Origin of the sequence: Streptomyces qaidamensis (genome assembly GCF_001611795.1) — a bacterium.
GTDB classification, from domain to species: domain Bacteria; phylum Actinomycetota; class Actinomycetes; order Streptomycetales; family Streptomycetaceae; genus Streptomyces; species Streptomyces qaidamensis.
On the sequence record NZ_CP015098.1, the window covers coordinates 8,695,981 to 8,720,314 of the forward strand.

The 24,334-nt window shown below is 72.2% G+C and carries 22 protein-coding genes; 11 read left to right on the forward strand and 11 right to left on the reverse strand.

Going from position 1 to position 24,334, the window contains the following annotated elements:
* Positions 1–2: 2 nt before the first annotated feature.
* Together A4E84_RS38110 and A4E84_RS38115 are read right to left on the reverse strand one after the other, a co-directional pair.
* Positions 3–413, reverse strand: coding sequence for a Zn-ribbon domain-containing OB-fold protein (locus tag A4E84_RS38110; RefSeq protein WP_062930910.1), 411 nt, complete (start codon positions 411–413; stop codon positions 3–5).
* Positions 414–564: 151 nt separating this feature from the next.
* The gene (locus A4E84_RS38115) at positions 565–1,230 is read right to left on the reverse strand and encodes a TetR family transcriptional regulator (protein WP_174569529.1); all 666 of its coding nucleotides are present in this window, start codon (positions 1,228–1,230) and stop codon (positions 565–567) included.
* A 221-nt stretch (positions 1,231–1,451) separates the two neighbouring features.
* Between A4E84_RS38115 and A4E84_RS38120 the strand changes: the two genes are divergently transcribed.
* Together A4E84_RS38120 and A4E84_RS38125 are read left to right on the forward strand one after the other, a co-directional pair.
* Positions 1,452–2,153, forward strand: coding sequence for a peptidoglycan-binding domain-containing protein (locus A4E84_RS38120; protein WP_062930912.1), 702 nt, complete (start codon positions 1,452–1,454; stop codon positions 2,151–2,153).
* 9 nt (positions 2,154–2,162) lie between these two features.
* Positions 2,163–2,651 (forward strand): flavin reductase family protein, encoded by a 489-nt coding sequence (locus A4E84_RS38125; protein ID WP_062931808.1) that lies wholly within the window; start codon positions 2,163–2,165, stop codon positions 2,649–2,651.
* Positions 2,652–2,981: 330 nt separating this feature from the next.
* Here A4E84_RS38125 and A4E84_RS38130 read toward each other — a convergent pair whose 3' ends face one another.
* The 4 genes from A4E84_RS38130 to A4E84_RS38145 form a co-directional block, all read right to left on the reverse strand.
* Positions 2,982–5,396: a SpoIIE family protein phosphatase gene (locus A4E84_RS38130; RefSeq protein WP_062930913.1), complete on the reverse strand. Its 2,415-nt coding sequence runs from the start codon at positions 5,394–5,396 to the stop codon at positions 2,982–2,984.
* Between the two features lie 89 nt (positions 5,397–5,485).
* Positions 5,486–6,052: an antibiotic biosynthesis monooxygenase gene (locus A4E84_RS38135; RefSeq protein WP_062930914.1), complete on the reverse strand. Its 567-nt coding sequence runs from the start codon at positions 6,050–6,052 to the stop codon at positions 5,486–5,488.
* Between the two features lie 43 nt (positions 6,053–6,095).
* On the reverse strand, positions 6,096–6,476 hold the full coding sequence (locus tag A4E84_RS38140; protein WP_174569490.1) for a hypothetical protein: 381 nt from the start codon (positions 6,474–6,476) through the stop codon (positions 6,096–6,098).
* A gap of 269 nt (positions 6,477–6,745) precedes the next feature.
* The gene (locus A4E84_RS38145; protein WP_062930915.1) at positions 6,746–7,663 is read right to left on the reverse strand and encodes a MurR/RpiR family transcriptional regulator; all 918 of its coding nucleotides are present in this window, start codon (positions 7,661–7,663) and stop codon (positions 6,746–6,748) included.
* A gap of 154 nt (positions 7,664–7,817) precedes the next feature.
* Here A4E84_RS38145 and A4E84_RS43625 point away from each other — a divergent pair, with 154 nt between their 5' ends.
* On the forward strand, positions 7,818–7,979 hold the full coding sequence (locus A4E84_RS43625; RefSeq protein ID WP_167455430.1) for a hypothetical protein: 162 nt from the start codon (positions 7,818–7,820) through the stop codon (positions 7,977–7,979).
* Between the two features lie 82 nt (positions 7,980–8,061).
* Positions 8,062–8,463 carry a DUF3662 domain-containing protein gene (locus tag A4E84_RS38150; protein ID WP_062930916.1) on the forward strand — a complete coding sequence of 134 codons (402 nt, stop codon included), beginning with the start codon at positions 8,062–8,064 and terminating at the stop codon, positions 8,461–8,463.
* Between the two features lie 34 nt (positions 8,464–8,497).
* On the opposite strand, the gene A4E84_RS38155 is transcribed toward A4E84_RS38150, so the two are convergent.
* The 3 genes from A4E84_RS38155 to A4E84_RS38165 form a co-directional block, all read right to left on the reverse strand.
* Positions 8,498–10,162 carry a phospholipid carrier-dependent glycosyltransferase gene (locus A4E84_RS38155; protein WP_079129288.1) on the reverse strand — a complete coding sequence of 555 codons (1,665 nt, stop codon included), beginning with the start codon at positions 10,160–10,162 and terminating at the stop codon, positions 8,498–8,500.
* 37 nt (positions 10,163–10,199) lie between these two features.
* Positions 10,200–12,113 carry a phosphatase PAP2 family protein gene (locus tag A4E84_RS38160; RefSeq protein ID WP_062930917.1) on the reverse strand — a complete coding sequence of 638 codons (1,914 nt, stop codon included), beginning with the start codon at positions 12,111–12,113 and terminating at the stop codon, positions 10,200–10,202.
* A gap of 139 nt (positions 12,114–12,252) precedes the next feature.
* The gene (locus A4E84_RS38165) at positions 12,253–13,152 is read right to left on the reverse strand and encodes a BadF/BadG/BcrA/BcrD ATPase family protein (protein ID WP_062930918.1); all 900 of its coding nucleotides are present in this window, start codon (positions 13,150–13,152) and stop codon (positions 12,253–12,255) included.
* A gap of 291 nt (positions 13,153–13,443) precedes the next feature.
* Here A4E84_RS38165 and A4E84_RS38170 point away from each other — a divergent pair, with 291 nt between their 5' ends.
* The 5 genes from A4E84_RS38170 to A4E84_RS38190 all read left to right on the forward strand — a co-directional run bounded on the left by A4E84_RS38170 (position 13,444) and on the right by A4E84_RS38190 (position 19,832).
* Positions 13,444–14,577 carry an ROK family protein gene (locus A4E84_RS38170; protein WP_237305075.1) on the forward strand — a complete coding sequence of 378 codons (1,134 nt, stop codon included), beginning with the start codon at positions 13,444–13,446 and terminating at the stop codon, positions 14,575–14,577.
* 275 nt (positions 14,578–14,852) lie between these two features.
* Positions 14,853–16,175 (forward strand): ABC transporter substrate-binding protein, encoded by a 1,323-nt coding sequence (locus A4E84_RS38175; RefSeq protein WP_062931812.1) that lies wholly within the window; start codon positions 14,853–14,855, stop codon positions 16,173–16,175.
* Between the two features lie 125 nt (positions 16,176–16,300).
* Positions 16,301–17,212: a carbohydrate ABC transporter permease gene (locus A4E84_RS38180; protein WP_062930919.1), complete on the forward strand. Its 912-nt coding sequence runs from the start codon at positions 16,301–16,303 to the stop codon at positions 17,210–17,212.
* Entirely contained in the window at positions 17,209–18,111 is a 903-nt protein-coding gene (locus A4E84_RS38185) for a carbohydrate ABC transporter permease (protein WP_062930920.1), read from the forward strand. Before A4E84_RS38180 ends, A4E84_RS38185 begins: the two co-directional genes overlap by 4 nt.
* A gap of 2 nt (positions 18,112–18,113) precedes the next feature.
* Positions 18,114–19,832: a hypothetical protein gene (locus A4E84_RS38190; RefSeq protein ID WP_062930921.1), complete on the forward strand. Its 1,719-nt coding sequence runs from the start codon at positions 18,114–18,116 to the stop codon at positions 19,830–19,832.
* Positions 19,833–19,949: 117 nt separating this feature from the next.
* Here the strand turns inward: A4E84_RS38190 and A4E84_RS38195 are convergent, their stop codons facing one another.
* Positions 19,950–20,459 (reverse strand): GNAT family N-acetyltransferase, encoded by a 510-nt coding sequence (locus tag A4E84_RS38195; RefSeq protein WP_062930922.1) that lies wholly within the window; start codon positions 20,457–20,459, stop codon positions 19,950–19,952.
* Positions 20,456–21,121, reverse strand: a complete 666-nt coding sequence (locus tag A4E84_RS38200; protein WP_062930923.1) for a nucleoside/nucleotide kinase family protein — start codon at positions 21,119–21,121, stop codon at positions 20,456–20,458. Before A4E84_RS38200 ends, A4E84_RS38195 begins: the two co-directional genes overlap by 4 nt.
* A gap of 117 nt (positions 21,122–21,238) precedes the next feature.
* Between A4E84_RS38200 and A4E84_RS38205 the strand changes: the two genes are divergently transcribed.
* Positions 21,239–21,976 (forward strand): beta-phosphoglucomutase family hydrolase, encoded by a 738-nt coding sequence (locus tag A4E84_RS38205; RefSeq protein ID WP_062930924.1) that lies wholly within the window; start codon positions 21,239–21,241, stop codon positions 21,974–21,976.
* Positions 21,973–24,327 (forward strand): glycoside hydrolase family 65 protein, encoded by a 2,355-nt coding sequence (locus A4E84_RS38210; protein ID WP_062930925.1) that lies wholly within the window; start codon positions 21,973–21,975, stop codon positions 24,325–24,327. The genes A4E84_RS38205 and A4E84_RS38210 overlap by 4 nt, the downstream gene beginning before the upstream one ends.
* Positions 24,328–24,334: the final 7 nt, after the last annotated feature.

The window sequence follows — 24,334 nt, forward strand, 5'->3', positions numbered from 1 at the left end:
TGTCAGCTCCAGGCCCGGTACGGCTCGTCCAGGAGCTGGAAGACCGGCTCGCCCCGTACCGGGTCCTTGGCCGTGGACAGCCGCACCCGGTCCCCGCTGTGGATGCCGATCGGCGGGCCCATCACCCGGCCGCGCACCACGAACCCCTCGGACATCTCTATCTGCGACACGTTGCGTGCCGCGGGGGTGTTGCGATGCACCACCGTGGAGTGGCGGACGGTGCCCGTGCCCTCTGCGCGCTCCGTGCGCAGCTCGCTGCCCCGGCAGACCGGACACAGCAGCCGGTGGTACATGGCGGTGCCGCACCAGGTGCAGCGCTGGAAGAAGATGGCCTCTTGGTGCCGGCCCCTCGGGTCGAGCAGACCCGTCGCGGAGCCGGCTGCCTGCTGAGCGACGCTTCCTGAGTGGTACACGCTGGTCAACTCCCTGCACTCGGCCGGAATCCGCGCACGCGATCACCCGCGCACACGTGTGCGCGGTTCGCCGTGCCACCGTGCACGCCGCACAGAGTATGGCACTCAGTGCCACTAGTAAAGGCACTCCGTACCATCAATGTGAGGGCGCTCAGCCACGCCCCAGCGTGGCCTCGATCTCCTGCACCACCCGCCACAGCGGCGTCCCGCGCCGCGCCACGACGACCACCACGTCCTCCGGCTGCTCCGCCACCGGCGGCACCGGCACGCCTCCGAACGCCGACTGCACGTAGGCGAGTGCGTGGTCGACCGCGGTGCCGGCCTCGCCCCGCCCGTCCGAACGCAGCCAGGACCGCAGCGCGTTGTTGTGCGCCGCTACCACCGCCGCCGCGATCACGTCGGCCTGCAGGGTGCCCTCCCGGCGGGCGGCGAAGCGCCGGCGCAGATACTCGGCGAGGGCCCGCTCGTAGCGCCACACGACGGACAGTTCATAGGCGCGCAGCCCCGGCACCTGCCTGGTGAGGCGGTAGCGCTGCACCGAGAACGTCGGGTTCTCGGCGTACATGCGCAGCACGAGCCGTGCCGCGTCGCAGACCCGCCGCACGGGTTCGTCGTCGGAGCCGCCCGCGAGGAAGGCCGTCATGTCGGCCAGGCACCGCTCGTGGTCCGGGAAGACGACGTCCTCCTTGGACGGGAAGTACCGGAAGAACGAGCGCCGTCCGACACCGGCGAGCGCCACGATGTCGTCGACGGTGGTCTGCTCGTACCCCCGCTCCAGGAACAGCCGGAAGGCCGCCGCCACCAGGGCGTCACGCATGGGTGGCTTTCCGGCGCCGGTCTCGTCCGTCTCCGAGCTCATGGGCGCGAACGTAGCACCCGGAAGATCAGACGTGGCACTCAGTGCACACCTCGGGTGGTACTGAGTGCCCTGCCGGCCGGGCCCGGCCGGTCGCTGAACCCCGGACGCGCAGGCCGCGTATCTAGCGACAGGACGATCCCCGAAGACGGGCGCCCCCGGCCCGGACGAAGGAGTACAGCGTGTCGACACCGTCCGAGCCCCGGCCGCCGCACGACGGCCAGGCCCTCGAACCCATCCGCGTCCTGCGGCCCCGCCGCACCGACGCCCTCGCGGAACTGATGCGGGAGTTCCAGCAGGACACCGGCCGCGAGCAAGCCGGCCGCGAGCCCGCCGGCTACGAGTCCGTCGCGCTGCCGGGGAAACCGCCGGCCGGCTCCGAGGCGCTGACGCAGGAACTCCCGCCCGTCACCCGCGAGAGCCGCCGGCGCGCCGACGCCGTACCCCCGGGAGCCGGGCTGCGCCGAGCCGCCGTCGCGGTGGCCGTCCTCGCGGCCGCCGTGATCGGCTTCGGCGGCGCGCTCCTGCTCCGCGGTGAGCACCCGGACGACACCGCCGCTCCCGCCCCCGGCCCGCCCCGGTCCGCAACCTCCACCCCCGACCCGACACCCACCCCGCCCGCCACGGCACCCGTGGACCCCGACGGCGCCGGCACGCTGCGCGAGGGAGCCACCGGCCCCGAGGTGACCGAACTCCAGCAACGCCTCCTGCGCATCCCGGACGTCTACCGGGACGGCTCCACCAGCGGCCGCTACGACCCCACCCTCACCGCGGCGGTCGCCCGCTTCCAGCTCTGGTACGGCATCCGCGGCGACGAGACCGGCGTGTACGGCAACGACACCCGCGCCGCACTGGAGTCCCGCACACCGGCGGGGGCGAGCTGATGTGTGACCATGGCCGGCATGGACGAGTTCGTCGACCGGCTGAACCCCGAGATGTACGTCGTCACGGCCGCCGCGGGCGGTGAACGGGCGGGATGCCTGGTCGGGTTCGCCTCGCAGTGCTCGCTGCGGCCCGTGCGGTTCGTGGTGTGGCTGTCCGAGCTCAACCACACCTTCCGGGTGGCCCGGAACGCGGACGTCCTCGCCGTGCACCTGCTCGGCCGAGAACAGTACGGCCTCGCCGAACTGTTCGGCGGGCACACCGGTGACCGGACGGACAAGTTCCAGGACGTCCGCCTGCGGGAGGCCTACGACGGCGCCCTCGTCCTGGAGGACGCGCCCGCCTGGTTCGTCGGCCGGATCCTGACCCGTGCGGGCGGCGGCGACCACATCGGCTTCGTGCTCGACCCGGTCGAGTGGGGCGGGCACGAGGCGCACGGCGGGCCGTTGCTGCGGCTTTCCGACGCCCTCACCATCGACCCGGGGCACCCGGTCGACTGACGTCGCTCCCGGTTATCGAACGCCGGGCAAGGGCTGGGGAAAGCGGGGCGACGGCGGGGCCACCCGGCGTCATCCTGGCCCGGGGCGACGCACGAGGCGCCCGGACCGCCGCGAACCGAAGGCCACGCCCATGAACGGCTCCCGCATCCCCGGCCTGGTGCTGCCCACCCTGTTCCTGCTGGCCCTGCTCGTGGGCCTGTGGTGGTACTGGCGTCACCGCGGCGACTCGTGAGTGCGGCGCCCCCGAGGGCCTGTCGTGCGGATCAGCACGCAGACGCGGGGCCTTGAGCGGATCCGCCGATTCCCTGCGACCTGATTTGAACGACAGGCCTACCCGTCCTGAACCCCGGGGACCCGGACGTCCACCACGCACACGTCGTCCCGCCGCTCGTCCGGCAGCATCCGCGCGAGCAACGGCCCCAGCGACGCGGGCCCGTCACCGTGCGGAGCCGCCACCGCCTCGGCGAGCTGCTCCAGACCCCGGTCGATGCTGTCCGGGGGGTGCTCCACCAGGCCGTCGGTGTACAGGATGAGCCGGTCGCCCGGGTCGAGACGGCACTCCGCCTCCTGGTAGACCGGTGTGGCGGTCGCCCCGAGCAGCATGCCGCGTGGCCTGCGCAGGTACTGCGCCTCGCCGTCCCGCAGCAGCAGCGGCGGCGGATGCCCGGCCTGGGCCCAGACCAGGCGCCGGCGGCGCGGCTCGTAGCGGGCCAGCACCATCGTGGCGGTCGCGTGGGAGTCGCGCGAGTGCAGCAGCAGGGTGTTCAGCCGGGCGAGCGCGCCGGTCAGCGACGAGCCCGTGATGACCATGCCCTTCGCGGTGAACCGGAGCTGGGCCATCGTGGCCACGGCGTCGACCCCGTGCCCGGCGACATCGCCGACCACCAGCAGCGCGTCCCCGTCGGGCAGTTCGATGGCACTGAACCAGTCACCGCCGACGTGCACACCCGACTGGGCCGGAAGGTAGGCGACCTCGACGCGCAGCCCGGCCAGGTGCACGGGCCGGTTGGACATCGGCAGCAACGCGTGCTGGAGCCGGGAGGCCAGGGTCCGCTCGGCCTGGAGCACGTCGTGCTGGGTCAGGATCGCGCGCTCGCTCTCGACCAGGGCCAGCTCCGCCCGCCGCCGGGCGGTCATGTCCTGCACGAAGCCGTGCACCTCGACGGGCGTGCCGTGCCGGTCGGCCACCGCCTCGGCCACCAGCCGCAGATGCCGGATGCCGCCGCTCGTCCGGATCCGGAACGGTACGTCGAACGGCCGCCCGCCGTGGACGAGTTCACTGATGGCGCGGGTCAGAGCCGGCGTGTCCTCGGGCAACGCGAGCTCCGGTACCTCGGGCAGACTCACCGGGCCGTGCGCCGGGTCCCGGCCCACGAGGGAGAACACCTGGGTCGACCAGGAGACCTCCTGGGTGGTCAGGTTCCAGTTCGCCCAGCCGAGATTGCCCAGCCGCTGCAGGTCCGCCAGCCGCTGCTCCTGCCGGTCGGAGGAGCCGTGCCTGAGCCAGGAGACGACGAGGGCGTCACCCAGCGGGGCCACCCGCGCGGTGTACACGGACAGTTCGGCGACGCCCGCCACCACCTCCTCGTGTGCGAACGGCTCGCCCTCGTAAGCCTGCCCGGTGGCCAGCACCTGCAGACAGCCCTGCCACAGCGGCTCGGCCGCCAGGGCCGGCCGCAGTTCCAGCAGCCGTCGCCCGGCCGGTTCCTCACCGGTGCGGCCCAGCAGATCACCCACCTGCGCGGTCGCGGCCTCCACCCGGAAGTCCTCGGTCTCGCCCGTCGCGTCCGGCAGTGGCGTGAGCAGCATCGCCGCGACCGGCAGTGCCTCGAACAGCGCCTGCACGGCGTCCGTGGCGGCGTCGGCGTCGCGCTCGGGCGGGTTGTCGAAGGCGCGCAGCCGGCCGGCGCACAGCCTGGTGACGCCGCGCAGATGGGCGCGGTCGCGCGGGGTGAACACCCCCGCCCGGCCGCGCAGCACGCCGATGCAGACCGCGGCCGGGCCCGCGGCGACCACGGGCAGCCAGGCACGCGAGCGCCACCGGTGGGGAGGGTCGCCGATGAGCAGGTACCGCCGCTCGTCAGCGGCGAAGTCCTCCAGCCAGCGCGGCTCACCCGCCCGCAGTGCGTCCAGCGCCGCCATGCCGCTCAGCGGCGGCACCTGGCACCACTGGGCCGCCAGCTGGTCCTCGACGCCGGCGTGTCCGATCAAGCCGAGCCCGCCGTCGGGCCTGCGTGCGTAGATCAGGACCGCGTCGGCCCCCATGTCGGGGCCGAGATGCTCCAGCAGACACCGGGCGAGGTCGTGCGGTGTCATCACCCGAACGAGGGCCTGGCCGAGGCGGGCCAGGGCGGCGGTGACGTCGTCCGGCGCGTCCGACTGCTCCAGGGCCGCTGCCCCGGAGTCGTGGGCCTCGACGCCGGGGGACTCGCTCGCCCTGCCCGGGGCCGGCGGGGCGGACGCGAGGGTGCCCAGGGTGATCCAGCACTCCTCCAGCAGGGTGTGGCGGGCGGCCTTGGCCCGCTGGAGCAGCAGTTCGCCCGCGGCGTCCGCGGGGCATCCGGTCAGCGCCATGACCGCGCCCTTGGCCCGTTCTACGACAGCAGCCGTGGCCGCCTGGTCGCGCAGCCGGTCCAGCTCGGCGCGCTGCCGGGCGACGATCTTGGTCAGTTCGACCAGGTCCGGTGCGGCACCGGGCTGCGCCGGCGTCACGGGCTCGCTCGTCACGCGTTGAGCATGGCACATCCGGCCCGATTCGAAGACCGGCCTGTGCGTACGAACTGATCGTGCGACCCAGGCGCCCCATTTGTCACGTGGGCCTCGCCGGGCAACCGTCAGCGGCCGTCGCGCGGATACAGCCACAGCCGCAGGAGCCGGCTCAGCCGCGGCATCACCAGATACGTCAGCACGGGCAGCAGCACCAGCGGGAAGACGGCCGCCCGCAGGGGCAGCGGCCAGCCGGTGGTGTGGGGCGTCACCAGCCACTGGACGAGCAGGGTGAAGGGGTAGGCGCCGAGGAAGGTCGTGAGGACCATCTTCCACCGCGGCGGGGCCTGCGCCGTGGTGCCCGGGAGGCTGAACCAGGTCTCCATCCCGGTGGTCGACTGGCGCTCGCTGCTGACCTCGGTGGCGACGTCCTCGATCCGCCGGTGCCAGTGCGCGCGCTCCTCGGACTCCAGCCAGGCGGCGAGCCGGTGCTGATCGGACCAGCGCAGTACCGCGTGGTAGCGGTGGCCGTCCTCGGGCGTCAGCCAGGAGACGCCCTCGTTGCCGGGGAACTGTCTGGCGCAGCGGGTGATGCCGTGCGTCCACTCCTCGAACCGCTGCTCCCGGCCGGGGCGCACCTGCCAGGTCAGGACCGTCGTCACCGGCTCGCCGCGCCGGGCTGTGGTGGTGCTCATTCCCCCACGGGTGCCACGCGCGGCGCCGGTCATGCCCGGCGGCTCACGGCTGGCGGTTCGCCTCCACCAGGGCCTGGGTCACGGCCCGGACGCTGCGCGCGATGTGCTGGAGCTGCATGACCTCGGCCGCGTACAGCTTGATCGTGTGCTCGATGACCCCCTCGTGCAGGCCGAGTCCGGGCAGGTCGGCGCGGGCGGTCTGCAGGGCGGTGCGGGCGACCCGGATCTCGTTCTGTACCTGGATCTGGGCGTGCCGGGCCAGGAGGACGGGGTGCCGGATGAACACCGGGTATCCGGCGTAGCGCGTGGGCACCAGCTCGCGCAGCCACTTGGCCGCCGAACGCTCCCAGTCGTAGCTCCCGGGGGTCTTGACCTGGCAGGGCCAGTCCGGGCTGATGCGCGTGGTGGTCAGGTGCATGATCATCGCTTCCCGGTGTGCGGCGTCGTGAGGGTGGACGACGGGTCGGGGCGGCCCCGGCCTAGGGGATGACCGGGGCCGCCACGAACACCCGGGACGCCGGAGTGGGTAGGACCCGGCTCCACGGGTGCGGAACGGATCCGGAACTGCCGGGTCGCGATCCGTGAGCAGTATTTATATATGCCATCCGGTTTGCAAGGAGCATGAAAACATTCATGCGCGCTTTGTTGTGGATGGTCCCCATGTGTGGTCCGCGCGCGGTTGCCGGGTGCCGCTCAGTCCCTGAGGAAGAACTGGTGCTGGTCGGCGAGCTGCTCGTACTCCTCCAGCCGCGCCTGCGTCCGCTCCGGGTCCGCGTCCGTCATCGCCTGCAGCAGCGCGGAGCACATCACTCCCGGCGCCGCGTAGGAGTCGAAGACCAGCCTCGAACCGGTCCCGAGGGCGAAGACGACGTCCGCCTCGTCCGCCAGCGGCCCGAGCGCCAGGTCGGTGATCAGCGCGACCTTGAGCCCGGCGCCCCGCGCGACCCGCACGGCCGTCAGGGTCTCCTGGGCGTGCCGGGGCAGGGAGAACGCCAGCACCCACGTACCACCCGCCTCACGCGACTGCAGCAGCGCGTCGTAGGCGACGCTGCCGCCCCGCGTCACGAGCCGTACGTCCGGATGGATCCGGCGGGCGGCGTAGGCGAAGTACTCGGCGAGGGAGACGGAGATGCGCAGCCCGAGGACGGTCAGGGGGGCGGACGAGGAGAGCTTGCGGCCGACCTCGATGACCACGTCCGGGTCTGCCAGGTCGCGCCGCAGATTCTCCAGGTTCTCGATCTCGGCGTCGACCGCCGCCTGCAGTTCGTTGCCGCGCATCTCCTCGGCCGGGCCGACGGCGAGGGTGCCCAGCGCGATCGACTGGAGCTTCTCCCGCAGCGCCGGGTAACCGCTGAAGCCGACCGCCGAGGCGAACCGCGTCACCGAGGGCTGGCTGACACCGGCCCGGTCCGCCAGATCCGTGATCGAAAGGAACGCCGCCTCGGTGATGTGCTCGATCAGGTACTGCGCGATACGCCGCTGCCCCGGGGACAGCCGGGGCCGGTCGAAGAGCGCCCTGAGCTGGGCGGACGGGGAGACCTCCGCCTCGGGGGCGGCCTTCCCCGAGGTGATCGCGGATGCCTGTGCGCGTGCCTGCTGCGGCGATGGCACCGGTGCGCCTCCTTCGTCTCCCACGGACGTTCAACATAGCTCACGCACATGGTGACCAGGGCTTCTCCGGCAGCATGAGCCGCCGGGCCGGGGGTTACCCGTACGCAGGGCGGGAACCCGCCGCCGCACACGACCCCTGAGAGGAGCCGCCGAGATGACCGTCCCCGAGGAGAACCGTCCCAAGACGGAGACCACGGACGAACTGCTGGAACACCAGGACGACAACCGCTCCCGGCCGCCGGGCGCGACCGGCCGCACGATGCGCGAGGCCCTGGAAGAGGCCGAGGTGCGCCCCGGCGACTACGGAGACCGCTAGGCGGAGTCCCTCTGAGGCAATCCCTGTGGGCACCCCCCGGCCCCCGATCGAATCGACGACGCTTGCGGCAGGTGAGACGGCAATGGGCGCGCTGAGTGCGCTGGAACAGACACTGGAGAACCGTTGGGACGCGCTGTGGGCGCGGCTCCTCGACAAGGAACCCGTCGAGGTCCTCGACGCGCTGCGGCGCGCATGCGACGACAACGCCGTCGTGTGCCGTGAGGGCCGCGTCATGGTCCCCAATGCCTACGACGTGGAACTGTCCGACGACGTGCACGACCATCTGACCCGCACCGGCACCGATGTGGGCCAGGCCCTCACCGACAGCCTGTGCCGCCACGCGGAACGCCGCGGCTACGAATTCGCCGGCCCGCTGGCGGTCCATGTGGCGAGGTGCCCCGACGTGCCCAACGGCCGTTACCGGGTGGCCGGCCGGGTCATGGAGCACGTGAGCGCGGACGGGTTCTTCTACGCGACCCACTGATACGCGAGCCATCGACGTATGCGCGCAACCGCACTCAACGGCGGTACAGCGTGATCGAGTGGCCGACGTCGTCCACGGGGCGGCTGTCGCCGATCAGTTCGGCCAGCCGCCCCGTGGCCTTCGCGGCCGCCGAGTCCGACACGGCCAGCAGTCCCCGCACCTCACGGACCGGCACCCGCCGGGGATCGAGGGCCTCGATGCCGTAGAAGGACGGCACACCACTGCCCTTGTACACGAGCCACACCCGCTCGCCCGGATACCGTTCGCGAAGCCGGTCCGCCAGCCGCCCGAGGTCCTGCCCCCAGTCGACGTTCGAGTCGTGCAGCCACTCCCTGGTCCTGCCCGGCCCCCCGAACGCCTCGTTGGAGTACGGCAGATAGTAGGGATACGCCCGCACCGAACTGACGGCGGCGAACGCCACCAGCACGGCCAGCCCCACGCAGACCCACCGCCGGCGCACCACGAGCACGCACCCCGCCGCCACCGCGAGGAACAGCGGCAGGAACACGGCGTACCGCGTCCCGAAATCCCGCGCCCCCTGCATGGCCGCCGCCAACAGCACCAGCGGAACGGCCAGCACACAGGGCGCGGCAGGCCGCAGCCGCCGGACCGCGACAAGGGCCGCTGCACCTGCGGCCCACAGCGCGAGCATCCCCAGCGGCGTCTTCACCAGCAGCGCGGCCGGCAGGTAGTACCAGAGCGAGCCGTCGTACAGCCGCCCGAACAGAAAGCCCTGCCACGGCCGGTTCTCCAGCCCGAACTGCACCCGCATCCCGTCCCGGTAGGCCTCCGGGAACGGCATCATCCCCACCAGCAGCGCCCGCAGCCCGCGCACCACCGGCACATGCTGTTCCGCAGCCCAGCGCAGCCGCGGATCGACCATCAGATACGTGACCCACACGACGGCGACCGCGACCAGGGCCACCCCACCGGCCGCCACCACGGCCCGGCGCCGACTGCCGCCGGACGACCGCCACACGGACACCGCGGTCAGTGCCGTCAGCACCGGCACAGCGGGCAACGTGCTCATCTTCGTGGCCAGCGCGGCGCCCAGCGCCACTCCCGCGAGCGGCACGTACAGCCGCGGTCTCCGGCGGGCCCGCCACACCAGCCACGCCGAGGTCAGCACGAACCCGGCGGCCGGTACGTCGAGCGTGGCGAGCGAGCCGTGGGCGATGACGTCGGGGGAGAAGCAGTACAGCGCGAGGGCGGCCGACCCCGCGACGGGCCCGGCCAGTTCACGGGCGAAGGCGAACACCACCAGCCCGAACGACAGGGTCAGCGCGATCACCGGCAGGCGGGCCAGGAGCATCAGCCGCCAGGGATCGTTGCCCGACTCGTACAGCAGATGCCGCCCCGAGCGACCCTGGTCCCCGGCGAAGGCCGGGTCGAGGTGCGGATCCGCGAGGGCGACCCCCACTCCGATGACCAGTTTGCCGAGCGGCGGATGCTCGGGGTTGTGCCGCAGCCGGTGCTCGTGCACGTACTGGGCGGCCGCGCCCACGTACACCGGTTCGTCGATCGTCGGGGTCTGCCGCACGGCGGTCGTGACCATCGCGAAGGCCATCTGCGCGAGCAGCACGGCCACGAGGAGCGGCACCGGCCACCGCCTGCCGGGCCGGTGCGCGCCGTCCGCCGGCGCCGGGGGCGAGAGCGGCACCGGCCGGGGAACGGCGGGAGCGATCCGGAGGGCCCTCATGGACCCAACTCTGCATCAGCCCCCGCCGTAGAAGGCGCTACCTCCGCACGAGTCGCACCGACAGACCGTCAGCCGTGTGCACGGGCACGGCCAGCAGCGTCTCGGAGTCCAGCTCGACCCGGTCGAAGCGGCCGCGCAGCTGCGCGGCGGACAGGACGGGAAGGGTCGTCCCCGCGACCGGCGGCCGCTCGGGGTCGAGCCGCAGCGACAGCACGCTGCCCCGGCCCAGCAGGGCCCGCCGGCTCACCGTGAGGGCGGGGCCGTGGTTCCTGCGGAGCAGCAGCTCCAGCGTCGACTCGCCGTCCTGGACGTACGAGCCGCGCACCCGCAGCACCTTGTCCGCGCGCAGCGTGCCGCCGGTGACCCGGACGTCGCCCTCGCCCAGAGCGTTCGGCGACCCGGCGACCAGCACGCCGTCCTCGACGACGGTCCCGCCGTGATAGCAGTTGTGGCCCGTCAGGGTGAGCGTGCCCGAGCCGCGCTTGGTCAGACCGCCGTCGCCCTCGATGTCGTTGCGCCAGCAGTCGGCCGCGTGGAAGCCGCCGGCCGCCGCGTCCAGCCTCACCGTGACGTCCCCCTCGAACGCGCCGTAACCGTCCGCGGCGGCGAACAGGTTCAGCCGGCCCCACTGCTCGAAGCCGTCCAGCAGGACGTAGCCGGAGGGCAGCGCGGTCGTCCGCAGCACCTCGCGACGCTGGGCTGCGGTCAGGTACGGAAGCCGCGTCTCCAGCAGTACCTCCGCGCCCTTCGGCACGGTGAGCGGGTCCTTGCGGCCCCGGCGCGGCAGGACGTACGTCAGCCGGTGCCCGACCGAGCGGGCGTTGGCGTCGCGGTCGGCGTAGACGTCCCCGGCGCCCGGGTGGGCGTAGTCGTACAGCGTGTCCGCCGTGGTGCCGGTGTGCTGCGTGAAGTAGGCGAGGGCCTGGGCGCGGGCCGCCGCCTTGAGCTCCGCGTTCGCCGGGTCGGCCAGGGCCGCGGCGGTCAGGGCGGTGGCCATGATCCGGCCGCCGATGACGTCGACGGTGGAGTGCATGCCCGACATGATCCGGGTGTGGCTGAGCTCGAACGCCCGCGTCACCAGTTCCTGGAACCGCTCGGGCACCGCGTACGCGAAGGCCAGACCGGCCAGGTGGAAGGCGTTGGTGTGACCGCTGGGGAAGCCGCCGTCGTCGACCGGGGAGGTGCTGCGCTGACGCAGCAGCTGCCTGACGACGACCACGTCCGAGTCGTACACCGGGTAGCCGAGTTCGTCCGTGCGGCCGGTGTCGACGACCTCGCTGTCCTCGTTCATGCGCCATGGACGCGGGTACTGGAAGGCGTATTTGCCGGGGTTCCCCGAGGCGAACGGGCCGCGCACGGTGTCGACCAGCTTGGCGACGAGGCCGAGGTCGGAGGTGTACGAACCGGCGCCCAGGGCGGAGCCGGCGGGCGCGTCTGCCGGCACGGAGTCGCTGATGGTGGTCGGGGGAGTCGTGTCCGGCGCGCTGGTGATCGACGTGACCGCCTTGGCACCCGCCTTGTACAGGCCGGACAGCGGGCCCAGCCCGGCGATCATCGCGTAGCTCTGGTGCTGGCGGTCGTAGACGAACGCCTCCCGCGCCTGCGCCTCGGTGCGCGCGCCGGTGACCTGGGCGCAGTAGCGCATGTTGGCGCGCAGCACCTCGGGGCGCAGCGGTGTGCCGGTGTTCCAGGCGGCGCCGGTCTTCCACGCCTCGGCCATGCCGCCGAGGATCCGTACCACCGCGTTGGTCTCGGGCGTGAGGTTCGTCAGGACGTTGGTCCTGTAGTCGTCGACGAACGCGGCGGGAGCGGTGGCGGCCTTGGCGTCCGCGGCGCCCAGCCACCCGACGAGGGTCGGCGCGGCGACCAGTGCGGCCGAGCCGCCCAGGGAGGTTCTGAGGAAACCCCTCCGGTTCAGGGTGGGGGAGTGGTGCCCGGCGGATGACGGCATGGGTGTGCCTCTCTTCAGTTCTGCGGCCGTGCGGCCGGGTGAAGTCGTGCGATCCTGCCTGATTCGATGGGCGGGTGGTGTCTCGTCGACAAGGGTTCGGCGGCCGGGACGTGGCCCGCGGGTGAACGCGCGGCCCGGCTCACCGGAGCGACCGCGCCAGTGCCACCGCGCCCTCGACCGGTGGTACGCGAAGGGGTCTGGCGCGGGCTGTGGGCAGTGTCTCGGCCAGGGCGACGGTGAACGCGTCGAACAGCTCGGGCTGGGAGAGCACCGTGCCGCCCGCCACGACCACGTCGTCGACCGCCACTCCGCGGTCGGCGAGCCGGGTGACCAGCGCGGCAAGCGCCCAGCCCGCTTCGTCGATCACGGTCCGGGCGAGCGCGGAACCGTCGGCGGCCGCCGCGAAGACGACGGGAGCGTGCCGGCCCCACTCGGCGGAGACGTCCGTGGCCCTCTCCAAAGCTGCGCCGAGCGCGGGGACTTCGGGCACGTCGAGCGCGGCGATGAGCCCGAGCGCGAGCGCGTCGGGCCGATCCCCGCGGTCGTGCGCCGCCCACACGGCCCGTGCCGCCTCCCGGACGAGCCCGGCGGCGCCGCCCTCGTCGCCGAGGACCGCGCCCCATCCACCCACCTGGACGGTGGTGCCGTCGGGCAGCCGCCCCACGGCCACCGAGCCGGTGCCGGCGACCAGGCCGACACCCTTGTCCAGACCGGCCGCGGGGACGAGGAGCTGAGCGTCGCCCACCACCAGCGCGGGCGCGTCGAAGTGCAGCTGGAGCGCGGCGCGGATCTGCGCGCACTGGCGGGGGGTCTCACAGGCGTGCCCGCCGACGGCCACAGCGGTCGGGCGGGCACCTGCCGGAAGCGCGTCGGCGACCAGCGCGGCCAGCCACCCGGCGGCTGCCACGGGGTCGTGCGGCCGCCAGCCGCCGCTCGCGCGTACGTGGTCGGCCACGACGGCGTCCCCCGCGAGCGCGCGCAGATGTGTCTTGGTGCCGCCCACGTCGATACCGACCACGAGGGTCGCGATGTCCTGCACGGAACCTCTTTCGTCGTTGCGCAGTGCTGCGACGGCGGGCGAACCGTGCCTGAGGGACGGGCAGTTGAAGGACTAGGGAAGCCCCGGGACGGGCTTCTGGCGGAGCACGGCAGGCGAGTACCGTGAACTTCGTTAGGAAGTTAACTAACGAAGTACAGTGCGTCAAGAGGAATGCCTTCGCCGCGTCCCGTGGAGACGACCCGAGACCATCCGAGACGACCCGAGACGATCCGGGCGATCGACCCGGGAGCGCGGCCCGTTACCCGTGTGGGGGAACTGTTGGAACCTGACGTGGCAAGAGCCCCCCGCCTGACCGAGAGCGCGGGCGCGGTGTTCGCCGTACTGGCCGGGGCCGGCCGGGCGACCCGGCCGCAGCTCGCGAGTCTGGCGGGCCTGTCGAAGCCGACGGTGTCCGCCGCCGTCGCGGAACTGGAGGGCGTCCGGCTCGCCGCCCACTCCGGCACGGCCTCCAGCGGCACCGGACGCAACGCCGCGGTCTACCGTCTCGGGCCGTCCGCGGGGGCCGTGCTCGCCGTCGACCTCGGCCCCGCCCTCACCCGGGTCCGCGGCTGCGCCCTGGACGGCACGCTGCTCGCCGAGGCAACCGGCTCCCGGGCGGGCGCCGCCGACGTCGTGCGCGAGGCGCTCGACGCGCTGCCCGCCGACGCCCCGCTGCGGACCATCGTCGTCGCCGTCGGTGACGTCACCGCGCCGCGCAAGGAGGGCGCCGGTATGCGTCCGGCGACCGCCAAGGCCGGACCCGTCTTCGACGCCGTGGCCGTCGCGCTGCCGCCGGGTGTCCCCGTCCACGTCGAGAACAACGTGAACTGCGCCGCCCTCGCCGAGCTGCACGAAGGTGCCGCCCGGGGCCGGAACACCTTCGGCTACCTGCGCATCGGCGTGGGTATAGGCCTCGGCATCGTCGTCGGCGGCCAGGTGCTGAGCGGAGCGAACGGCGCGGCCGGTGAGCTGGCCCGGCTGCCCTACCCGTGGGACGACGGCCGCGAACCCCGTCACGAGGCGCTGGAGGAGTACATCGGCGCGCGTTCCCTGCTGCGCCGCGCGGCCGAGGCCTGGCCGGACACCGACGGGCCGTGCCCCGATACCGCCGAGCAGCTCTTCGCCCTCGCCGCGCAGGGCCGTGCCGCCGCCCGCGCCGTCGTCGACCGCCATGCCGTGGACGTGGGCCGGCTGGCCGCCGCAGTGACCGCGGTCCTGGACCCGGGGCTGGTCGTGCTGGGGGGCAGCACCGGCGCGTACCCGCAGCTCCTGCAGGGTGTGCGGGCCGAGCTCGCCCGGCTGAGCTGGCCCACCGAAGTCGTCAGCAGCACGGTCGGCGATCTCGGCACCGTCGTGGGCGCCGCCCGGCTCGCGGTCTCCCGAGGAGTCCAAACCGTGACCGAGTCCGCGGGGGCGAAGGATTGACGGCCTCCGACTCGATCTGCCAATGTCCGGACAAGCGCTTTCTAAGTCGGCCGGGACGCCGACTCCGGGTGAGCCTCCCGCCCGTACGCGAAGTACGGCAGCCGCACGAGGGCGAGCTTGTGCGACGCCGGCCGTCATGGCCGGGGACACCACCCGTCAAGGCGACGCGGCCGGGCGAGGCCGTGCCCCCGGAAAGCGAAACTTCCTTCAAAACTGCACCCGTGCCGCCTCGGCTGGCGCCGTGCTTCCTCCGCTACGACGAAAAGGGATCGAAGATGATCAGTGTGGGTGTGCGGCGCTCCCGCCGGCTCGGCCGCGGCGGCATACGCCGCGTGGTTCCCCTCGCTGCCGTGGCTACGGCAGGTGCCCTTCTGCTGACCGCCTGCGGGTCGGGTGGCGACTCGGGCGGGACGTCCAAGTCGCTGACGTTCTGGATCTCCACGGTTCCGGGGCAGGACGCGGGCTGGAAGAAGATGGTGGCGCAGTACAAGAAGGAAACCGGCGTCAAGGTCAACCTCGTCAACATCCCCTACGACGGTTACGACGCGAAGCTCCGCAACGCCGCGCAGGCGAACTCCCTGCCCGACGTCGCGGCCGTGCCGAAGCTGGACCCGATCTGGGCGAACAAGCTGATCGACCTCAGCCCCATCGCCGACAAGAAGAGCAACAAGATCAACGCCAACTTCGTCGCCAAGGACTCGTCCGGGAAGGTGCTGTCCATCCCCTCGGACATCACCGCGTCCGGCCTGTTCATCAACAAGACGCTGTTCGAGAAGGCCGGTGTCTCCGTCCCGGCCTCGCCCCAGAAGACCTGGACCTGGACCGAATTCGTCAAGGCGGCGGACGAGGTCCGGGAGAAGACCGGCGCCAAGTACTCCCTCACGTTCGACCAGTCGCCCTCCCGGCTCCGCGCCATGGTGTACGAGCTCGGCGGGAAGTACGTCCACGCGGACTCCTCCGGCAAGTTCTCGGTGGACGGCGCGACGAGGAAGGCCGTGAAGCGCTTCGTCGAGATGAACGACGACAAGACCATGCCGAAGTCGGTGTGGACCAGTGGCGCCGACCCGTCCGCCATGTTCCAGAGCGGTGACGTGGTCGCCTACTGGTCCGGCGTGTGGCAGGTGCCCGCCTTCGCGGAGAGCATCAAGAAGTTCGAGTGGGCCAGCGTCCCGACTCCCGCCGAGCCGGTGCAGGCCAGCGACGTCAACAGCGGCGGCATGACGGTCGGCTTCAACAACAACGGCGACGCGGCCGCCGCCGCGGAGAAGTTCCTGTCCTGGCTGTACGAGCCGGCCCACTACCAGGCGCTGTGCGAGGCGTCCGGGTTCCTGCCCGTCGAGACCGGCCTGAACCCGAAGTACCCCTTCAAGTCCGAGGCGGCGCAGGCGGCGTTCAAGCTCTACAACGAGTCGATCCCGCTGTACGCCCCGATCTCCGGCTACTTCAACACCGCGCAGACGAACTGGGTGCTGAAGGGCAAGAGCCTCACCGAGGACCCGACCAAGACGGAGCTCGGCAAGGCGATCAACGGCCAGCAGTCGGCCGACAAGGCGCTGGACAACATCGTGGCCGGCTACAACCAGCAGGTCGGCGGCTGAGCGCGGACCCACAGGCCCGGGCGGCGGGGTCGAGACACCGCCGCCCGGGCCTCGGGGACCCTCGCGATGCCGGGCTCAGGGCCTGAGCCCACAGGAACCCATTCCACCAGCACGGAGTCAGGAAGATGACCAAACGCGCCCCGGACGTGTCCGCGAGCCCGCCCAGGAGCCGCAGTAAGTACACCCTTGCGCCGCTCGTCCTCATCGCGGCCAACGTCGTGCTCTTCGCGCTGTTCTTCGTCTGGCCGGCGGTGATCGGGCTCGTCTACTCCTTCACGAACTACACGGGCGTGGGGGTGTTCCAGTTCATCGGACTGGACAACTACAGCAGGCTGTTCGGAGACTCCACCTTCTTCGACGCGCTGACCCGGACGCTGCTGTACACCGTGCTCTTCGTTCCCCTGAACTTCGTGCTGTCGCTGCTCATCGCCAACGTGCTGGTGAGCAAGCACGCCAAGGGTGCCTCGGTCGCCCGCGTCTTCTTCTTCATTCCCTGGCTGCTGTCACCCATCGTCGTGGGTGTCCTGTGGCGGTGGCTGTTCGGTGAGAACTTCGGACTGGTCAACTACCTCATCGAGAAGGCCGGCGGAAGCGCCGTGCCGTGGCAGTCGAACGCGGACCTGTCTCTGATCGTGGTCGTGGTGGCGGCATCCTGGGCCTGGACGGGCTTCTCCATGCTGCTGTTCATCGCGGCGATCAAGAACGTACCGACGTCGTACTACGAGGCGGCCGCGCTGGACGGCGCCGGTCCGTGGCGCCAGTTCTTCAGCATCACCCTGCCGAGCATCGCGCCGACGTCCTTCATCGTCATCCTGCTCAACACGATCCACGGGATGAAGGAATACCCGCTGTTCGCCTCCCTCAACAACGGCGGCCCCGGCACGTCGAACAACCTGCTTGTCCAGTACATCTACCAGACCGGCTTCAAAGCGGGCCAGATCGGCTACGCGAGCGCCGCGTCGTTCGTGCTCATGCTCATCCTGATGGCCGTCGCGATCATCCAGCTGATGGTCAACCGGCGGGTGGAGAACCGATGACAACCACAGACATGCCGCGCAAGGCCGACGCCGATTCCGCACGGGCCGTCTCCAGGAAGCGGCCCCGCGGCACGGTCGGCGGCGGGCTTCGGCGCGCGGTGCCCGCGACGACACTGCTGTGGGTCCTGGCGGCCCTCTACGGGCTGCCGGTGCTGTGGTTCGTCCTCAGCTCCTTCAAGCCGGCGGGAGACCTGTTCTCCCTTCCGCTGACGCTGTTCCCGGAAGACCCCACCGTCTCGGGTTACAAGGCGGCGTGGGACAGTGCCAACTTCTCCCAGTACTTCATCAACACCACCATCGTGTGTGTGATCGCGACGATCCTCACGGTGGGAGTCAGCTGTTGCACCGGGTACGCGCTGGCCAAGTACGACAACAAGTGGCTCAAGGTCTTCTTCGTCGGCATCCTGGCCACCACGATGCTGCCGTCGGAGGTCATGCTCGCCCCGCAGTTCCTGGTGGTCCGCGACCTCGGCCTCTACAACTCGCTCGCCGGCATCATCCTCCCGGCCGTGCTCACCGCGACCGGTTGCTTCATGTTCCGCCAGTTCTTCCTGACGGTCCCCGACGAGCTCATCGAGGCCGCCCGCATCGACGGCGCCCGCGAACTGTCGATCTTCCTGCGGATCATGGTGCCGATCTCCCGGCCCATCATGCTGACGCTCGCCATCCTGTCGTTCCAGTGGCGGTGGAACGACTACATCTGGCCGCTGCTGATGCTCAACGACCCCGAGAAGTTCACCGTGCAGATCGGCATCCAGAGCCTTGTCGGGGCGCAGAACATCAACTGGTCGCTGGTGCTCGGCGGATCGGTCATCTCCATGATCCCTCTGATCGTCGTCTTCCTGGTGTTCCAGCGTTACGTCATGAACGCCGACATCAACGCCGGACTGAAGGACTGACCGTGACCACCCCGCTCGACCACGAGTTCGTCCGCGCGGCGGCCCGCGCCGCCGACCGGCTGGCCGCCCCGCTGGCGGCCGGCCCCGACGAGGAACCGGCCGGTGTGCCCCACCGCGCTCTGGCACGCCGGGTGAAGACCCTAATCGCCGCGTACCGGTCCCCGGACTCGGCCCTGCACGGCAGCAGGCAGGCCGTCGCCGCCGCGACGGCCCACCTCCGCGCCCTGCGCGCCGAGCAGACGGCCACCGGCCTCTTCGCCGGCGGCGACAACGTGCAGTCACCGCCGGACTCCGGATTCACCGTCAACGACGTGTGCGACGCGCACGTCCTGGCCGCCGGCGCGGGGCCCGGACTGCGCGACGTCACGGCGACACTCGCCGAGATCGCCCGCGCCGCCTCCGGCAGTCTCCTGGCCGGTGGGGTGCACACCCCCAACCACCGCTGGGAGCTGTGCGCCGCGTTGGCCCGGCTGCACCGGTCGTTCCCCGACGACCGGCTGCTCGACCGCGTCGGGGAGTGGCTCGCCGAGGGTGTCGACATCGACGCGGAGGGCCTGTACTCGGAACGCAGCGCCAACTACGCGGCCCACGTGTCCAACCCTTCGCTGCTGCTGCTGGCCGGAGTCCTCGGCCGCGCCGACCTGCTGGACGCCGTCGAACGCAATCTCGCCGCGACCCTGGACCTCATCCGGCCGGACGGCACGGTGGAGACGGTCCTCTCGCGCCGGCAGGACCAGAACAGCCCGTTCCCGCTCGCGCCCTACCTGCCGCACTACCGGCTGCTCGCGATCCGCACCGGCCGGGGCGACTTCAGCCGGGCGGCGCGGCTGGCGGCCGCGGGCGGCATCGACGACCCCGACCTGCTCGCCGAGACCCTCCTCACTCCGGACCTGGCCCGCGTCCTGCCGGCACCGGCCGCGGAGACACTTCCGCGTGACCGGTACCTCACCACCGCGCGCCTCGCCGCACGCGCCTCGGCCACCGCGCACACGGTCGTGTACGGCGGCTCCGACGTGCCCGAGCACCGGCGCATCCGCTCGGGCCTCGCCTGCAATCCCACCTTCCTGCGCCTGTTCGCCGGCGACGCGGTCCTCGACGCGGTGCGCCTCTCTCGGGGATTCTTCGACCTCGGCCCGTTCCGTGCCGCCGAGATGCAGCAGCCCGCCGGCAACCGGTACCGGCTCACCGAGACCCTCACGGCCGCCTACTACCAGCCGCTGGCGCCGGACCGGCGCCGGGACGACGGCGCCTACCGTATGGCGGACGAGGGACGCTTCTCGGCCGCGATGGCCTTCCCGGACCGGCCCCGGGACGAGGTCTCGCACACCACCCGCGTCGAGGTGGACCTGCGGGAGGACGGTGCCGACCTGCGGATCGACATCAGCGGGCCACGGGTGCCCTGGGCCCTCGAACTGACCTTCCGGCCGGGTGGCGTGCTTGAGGGCGCCGTACCGATCGGCGACGGGCGCTGGTGCCTGACGGCCGGGCCGATGACCTATCGGGTCGGTGACGACGAGATCCGCGTCGAGGTCGGCGTCGAGGCGGGCGAACCGCCGGCCGGACCGGACCGGAGCGACCTGCTGCGGTACGACCCGGGGCAGGATTACACCGTGGTGGGCGGCACCGACGCGACGACCGGGAACCGCGTCTACATCGGTGGACACGGCCCACACACCCTGACCGTCGCACTGCGCGCCCGCCGGCCCGCACCTGTCGTGTGACTCCGACGGCCCTCGCCACGGCCGCTCGGGCAGGAGTACACGTCTCAGCGGTCCGCTACGGCCCGGCGGGCGACGGGGGCGGGGGACCGGAACCGACGCCGTCCACCTGACGACGGCTCACCCGTCGCAGGCCGGGTCCACGACCTCCGGCGCCTGAGCGGCGAGTTCTGTGAGGGGCTCGCCGCTCAGCCGGCACACCTTCCACTCGTCCAGGAGCTCGACCCCCAGCGACGTGTAGAAGTCGATCGTCGGGGTGTTCCAGGCGAGGACCCACCACTCGAAGCGGTCGTACCCGTTGCGCCGGCAGGCCGCGGCGAGGTCGGCGAGCAGGGCCTTGCCGTGCCCCGCGCCTCGGGCGTGCGGACGTACGTAGAGGTCCTCCAGGTGCATGCCGCGCGTGCCCGTCCAGGTCGAGAAGAGCGGGAACCACAGGGCGTAGCCAACGGTCTCACCTGTGTCGTCGTCCTCGGCGATCAGCGCCGAAGCGGCCGGGTGTTCACCGAACAGCGCCTCGCGCAGCTGCTCCCCGGTGGCCCGGGCCTGCTCCTCGGCCCGTTCGTACGCGGCGAGTTCCCGGATCATCGCCCCGATCTCGGGTATGTCGTCCGGGGTGGCGGATCTGATCATGGGCGGATCATGCCCCGCCCGGCACCACCGGGTTCGCCCGGCACCACGAGGTCCGCCCGCCCCCGGGTCGCCGCGACCAGCTCGGCGTTGCGTTCGTCCGAGCGGGCGACCCAGGCCACCGCCTCCTCGTGCGTCTTGCCGAACTGCTCGTGACGGGAGACCAGTCGGCGGACGCGCTCCCGCTCGGGCAGTTCGCAGAACCACACCTCGTCGAGGAGGGGGCGGACGCGGGGCCAGGCTCCGGTGGTCAGGAGCAGGTAGTTGCCCTCGGTGACGACCAGACGGGCCGTCGGAGGCACCGGGATCGCGCCCGCGACCGGCTGCTCCAGGACGCGCTCGAAGCCCGGGGCGTACACGACGTCGCCGGGCTCGTCGCGCAGCCGCCGCAGCAGGGCCGCGTACCCGGCCGCGTCGAACGTGTCGGGGGCGCCCTTGCGGTCCCGCAGGCCGAGGCGCTCCAGTTCGGCGTCGGCGAGGTGGAAGCCGTCCATGGGGACGTGCGCGACCCAGGGGTCACCGGCGCAGTTCAACTCACGCACCAGGCGCTCGGCGAGCGTCGACTTGCCCGCGCCGGGGCTGCCCGCGATACCGAGGATCGCGCGCCGGCCGCCCTGGGGGAGGGCCCGGGCACGGTGGACGAGGTCGTCGAAGGTGAGCGGCACAGGCAGAGTCTGTCACCCGGTCAGGGCCGGGCGCCGGGAGCCCCGCACCCCTCGCACTCCCCGGCATGTGGCGTGCGCCACTCGCTGGAACATCGCCGGACGGGGAACCGGTCCCTTATGACGCAGCTCGGTCTTCCCGCAGACATCCACGCCTGTCTCTTCGACCTCGACGGCGTCGTCACCAAGACGGCCGTCGTGCACGCGGCCGCCTGGAAGGAGATGTTCGACGCCTTCCTGCGCGAGCGCGACGGCGCGGACTTCCGGCCGTTCGGGGCGGCGGACTACGACGAGTACGTCGACGGGCGACCACGCGCCGACGGGGTGCGCACCTTCCTCGCCTCCCGCGGCATCGACCTGCCCGACGGCGCCCCCGACGACCCACCGGGCGCAGAGACCGTGCACGGACTGGGCAACCGCAAGAACGAGCTGGTCCTCAAGAAGATCCGCACCGACGGCGTCGAGGCCTACGAAGGAACGCTGCGCTATCTGGAGGCCGTCCGGGCTCACGGACTGAGCACCGCGATCGTCTCCTCCAGCGCCAACTGCCGTGACGTGCTCCGCTCGATCGGCGCCGAGCACTTCTTCGACGTGCGCATCGACGGCGTGGTCGCCGCCGAGCGCAAGCTGCCCGGCAAGCCGCACCCCGACACGTTCCTCGCCGCCGCCGAGGACCTCGGTGTCGAACCGTCCGAGGCGGCCGTCTTCGAGGACGCCCTGGCCGGCATGGACGCGGGCCGCGCGGGCCGCTTCGGCTACGTCGTGGGAGTCGACCGGGTCGGGCAGACCGACGCGCTGTACCGGCACGGAGCCGACGTCGTGGTGCAGGACCTCGCCGAACTGGGGGACCCGCAGTGATCAGGCAGCGGGCGTACGGCGTCGAGCCCTGGGCCGTACGCGAGACGGCACTCAACCTCGACGTCCTGGCGCAGAGCGAGTCCGTCTTCGCCCTGTCCAACGGCCACATCGGCTGGCGCGGCAACCTCGACGAGGGCGAGCCGCACGGCATGCCCGGCTCCTACCTCAACGGCGTCCACGAACTGCACCCGCTGCCCTACGCCGAGGCCGGCTACGGCTACCCGGAGTCCGGCCAGACCTCCATCAACGTCACCAACGGCAAGGTGCTGCGGCTGCTCGTCGACGACGAGCCGTTCGACCTGCGCTACGGGCGGCTCGTCACCCACGAGCGGACCCTCGACCTGCGGCGGGGCGTCCTGGAACGGGTCTGCGAATGGACCTCCCCGGCCGGCTCCACCGTCCGGGTGCGCTCCACGCGGCTGGTGTCCCTCACCCAGCGCGCGATAGCCGCCGTGGCGTACGAGGTCGAGCCCGTCGACAGCCGCACCCGTGTCGTCGTCCAGTCGGAACTCGTGGCCAACGAGAGCCTGCCCGAGCCGGACGGCGATCCGCGCGCGGCCAAGGCGCTGAAGTCGCCGCTGGAGCCGGAGGAGGACCTCGCCACGGGCAGCCGGCTGCGCCTCGTGCACCGCACCCGCCGCAGCGGCCTGAGGGTCGCCGTGGCCGCCGACCACACGGTCACCGGTCCCGAACGGACCACCACGAGCAGCGAGTCCAACGTGGACGTGTCCCGGCTGACCGTCACCTCCGTGCTGGAACCGGGGGAGCGGCTGCGCGTGGAGAAGCTGGTCGCGCACGGCTGGTCCGGCGTCCGCTCCCGGCCCGCCATGAGCGACCAGGTCGAGGCGGCCCTCGCCGCGGCCGGGCACAGCGGCTGGCAGGGGCTCCTGGAGGACCAGCGGGCCTACCTCGACGACTTCTGGGCGCGTGCCGACGTCGAGATCGACGGCGACGAGGAGATCCAGCAGGCCGTCCGCTTCGCCCTCTTCCACGTCCTCCAGGCCGGTGCCCGCGCCGAACAGCGCGCCATCCCCGCCAAGGGCCTCACCGGCTCCGGCTACGACGGCCACGCCTTCTGGGACACCGAGGCGTTCGTGCTGCCCCTGCTCACCTACACCGTGCCGAAGGCCGCCGCCGAGGCCCTGCGCTGGCGCCTCGACACCCTGCCCGCCGCCCGGGAACGCGCCGCCCAGCTCGGCCTGCGCGGCGCCGCGTTCCCCTGGCGCACCATCGAGGGCTCGGAGGGCTCGGCCTACTGGCCGGCGGGCACGGCGGCCTTCCACGTGGGCGCCGACATCGCCGACGCCGTCGTACGGTACGTGGCCGTCACCGGCGACGAGACCTTCGAACGCGAGGTCGGCGTGGAGCTGCTGGTGGAGACCGCCCGCCTGTGGCGCTCCCTCGGCCACCACGACGACCGCGGCACCTTCCACATCGACGGTGTCACCGGACCGGACGAGTACAGCGCCATCGCCGACGACAACACGTACACCAATCTGATGGCCCGGGCGAACCTGCTGGCCGCCGCCGACGCCTGCAAACGCCACCCCGACGAGGCGGCGCGGCTCGGGGCCGACGAGGAGGAGAGGGCCGCCTGGCGGGACGCCGCCGAGGCCATGCACGTCCCCTACAACGAGGAACTCGGCGTGCACGAGCAGCACGCCGGCTTCACCCGCTACCAGCGCTGGGACTTCGACCGCACCGGCCCGGACCAGTACCCCCTGATGCTCCACTTCCCCTACTTCGACCTGTACCGCAAGCAGGTCATCAAGCAGGCGGACCTGGTGCTGGCGATGTACACCTGCGGCGCCTTCTTCGAGGAGTTCTTCGACGAGGAGCAGATCGCCCGCAACTTCGCCTACTACGAGCCGCTGACCGTCCGCGACTCCTCCCTGTCCGCCTGCGTCCAGGCCGTCATGGCCGCCCGGTCCGGCCATCTCGACCTGGCAGGCGACTACACGGCCGAGGCGGCGCTGATGGACCTCGGAGACCTGGAGCACAACTCCCGCGACGGACTGCACATCGCCTCGCTGGCCGGCGCCTGGATGGCGCTGGTCGCCGGGTTCGGCGGCATGCGGTGCAGCGACGGCGCCCTGCGGTTCGCGCCCCGCCTGCCCGAGCGGTACAGCCGGCTCGCCTTCACGGTGGGCTTCCTCGGCCGGTGCCTGCGCGTGGAACTGACCGCCGACCGGGCCACGTACAGCCTGACCTCCGGCACGCCCCTGACCATCCGGCACCACGGCACCGAACTGACGGTCGGCGAGGACGCCCCTGTCTCCCGGCCCATTCCCGAGCTGACCCACCGCCCCGCCCCGGGCCGGCCCCCGCACCGCGCCCCGAACGCCCGCTGACCCGGAC

What these genes read in the sequence shown, in the direction of transcription:
- A4E84_RS38115 (WP_174569529.1), bottom strand. Translation starts at nt 1,230, where the DNA reads ATGCGTGACGCCCTGGTGGCGGCGGCCTTCCGGCTGTTCCTGGAGCGG.
- A4E84_RS38125 (WP_062931808.1), top strand. Translation starts at nt 2,163, where the DNA reads ATGGCCGGCATGGACGAGTTCGTCGACCGGCTGAACCCCGAGATGTAC.
- A4E84_RS38130 (WP_062930913.1), bottom strand. Translation starts at nt 5,396, where the DNA reads ATGTGCCATGCTCAACGCGTGACGAGCGAGCCCGTGACGCCGGCGCAG.
- A4E84_RS38135 (WP_062930914.1), bottom strand. Translation starts at nt 6,052, where the DNA reads ATGAGCACCACCACAGCCCGGCGCGGCGAGCCGGTGACGACGGTCCTG.
- A4E84_RS38140 (WP_174569490.1), bottom strand. Translation starts at nt 6,476, where the DNA reads ATGATCATGCACCTGACCACCACGCGCATCAGCCCGGACTGGCCCTGC.
- A4E84_RS43625 (WP_167455430.1), top strand. Translation starts at nt 7,818, where the DNA reads ATGACCGTCCCCGAGGAGAACCGTCCCAAGACGGAGACCACGGACGAA.
- A4E84_RS38150 (WP_062930916.1), top strand. Translation starts at nt 8,062, where the DNA reads ATGGGCGCGCTGAGTGCGCTGGAACAGACACTGGAGAACCGTTGGGAC.
- A4E84_RS38155 (WP_079129288.1), bottom strand. Translation starts at nt 10,162, where the DNA reads ATGAGGGCCCTCCGGATCGCTCCCGCCGTTCCCCGGCCGGTGCCGCTC.
- A4E84_RS38160 (WP_062930917.1), bottom strand. Translation starts at nt 12,113, where the DNA reads ATGCCGTCATCCGCCGGGCACCACTCCCCCACCCTGAACCGGAGGGGT.
- A4E84_RS38175 (WP_062931812.1), top strand. Translation starts at nt 14,853, where the DNA reads ATGATCAGTGTGGGTGTGCGGCGCTCCCGCCGGCTCGGCCGCGGCGGC.
- A4E84_RS38180 (WP_062930919.1), top strand. Translation starts at nt 16,301, where the DNA reads ATGACCAAACGCGCCCCGGACGTGTCCGCGAGCCCGCCCAGGAGCCGC.
- A4E84_RS38185 (WP_062930920.1), top strand. Translation starts at nt 17,209, where the DNA reads ATGACAACCACAGACATGCCGCGCAAGGCCGACGCCGATTCCGCACGG.
- A4E84_RS38195 (WP_062930922.1), bottom strand. Translation starts at nt 20,459, where the DNA reads ATGATCAGATCCGCCACCCCGGACGACATACCCGAGATCGGGGCGATG.
- A4E84_RS38205 (WP_062930924.1), top strand. Translation starts at nt 21,239, where the DNA reads ATGACGCAGCTCGGTCTTCCCGCAGACATCCACGCCTGTCTCTTCGAC.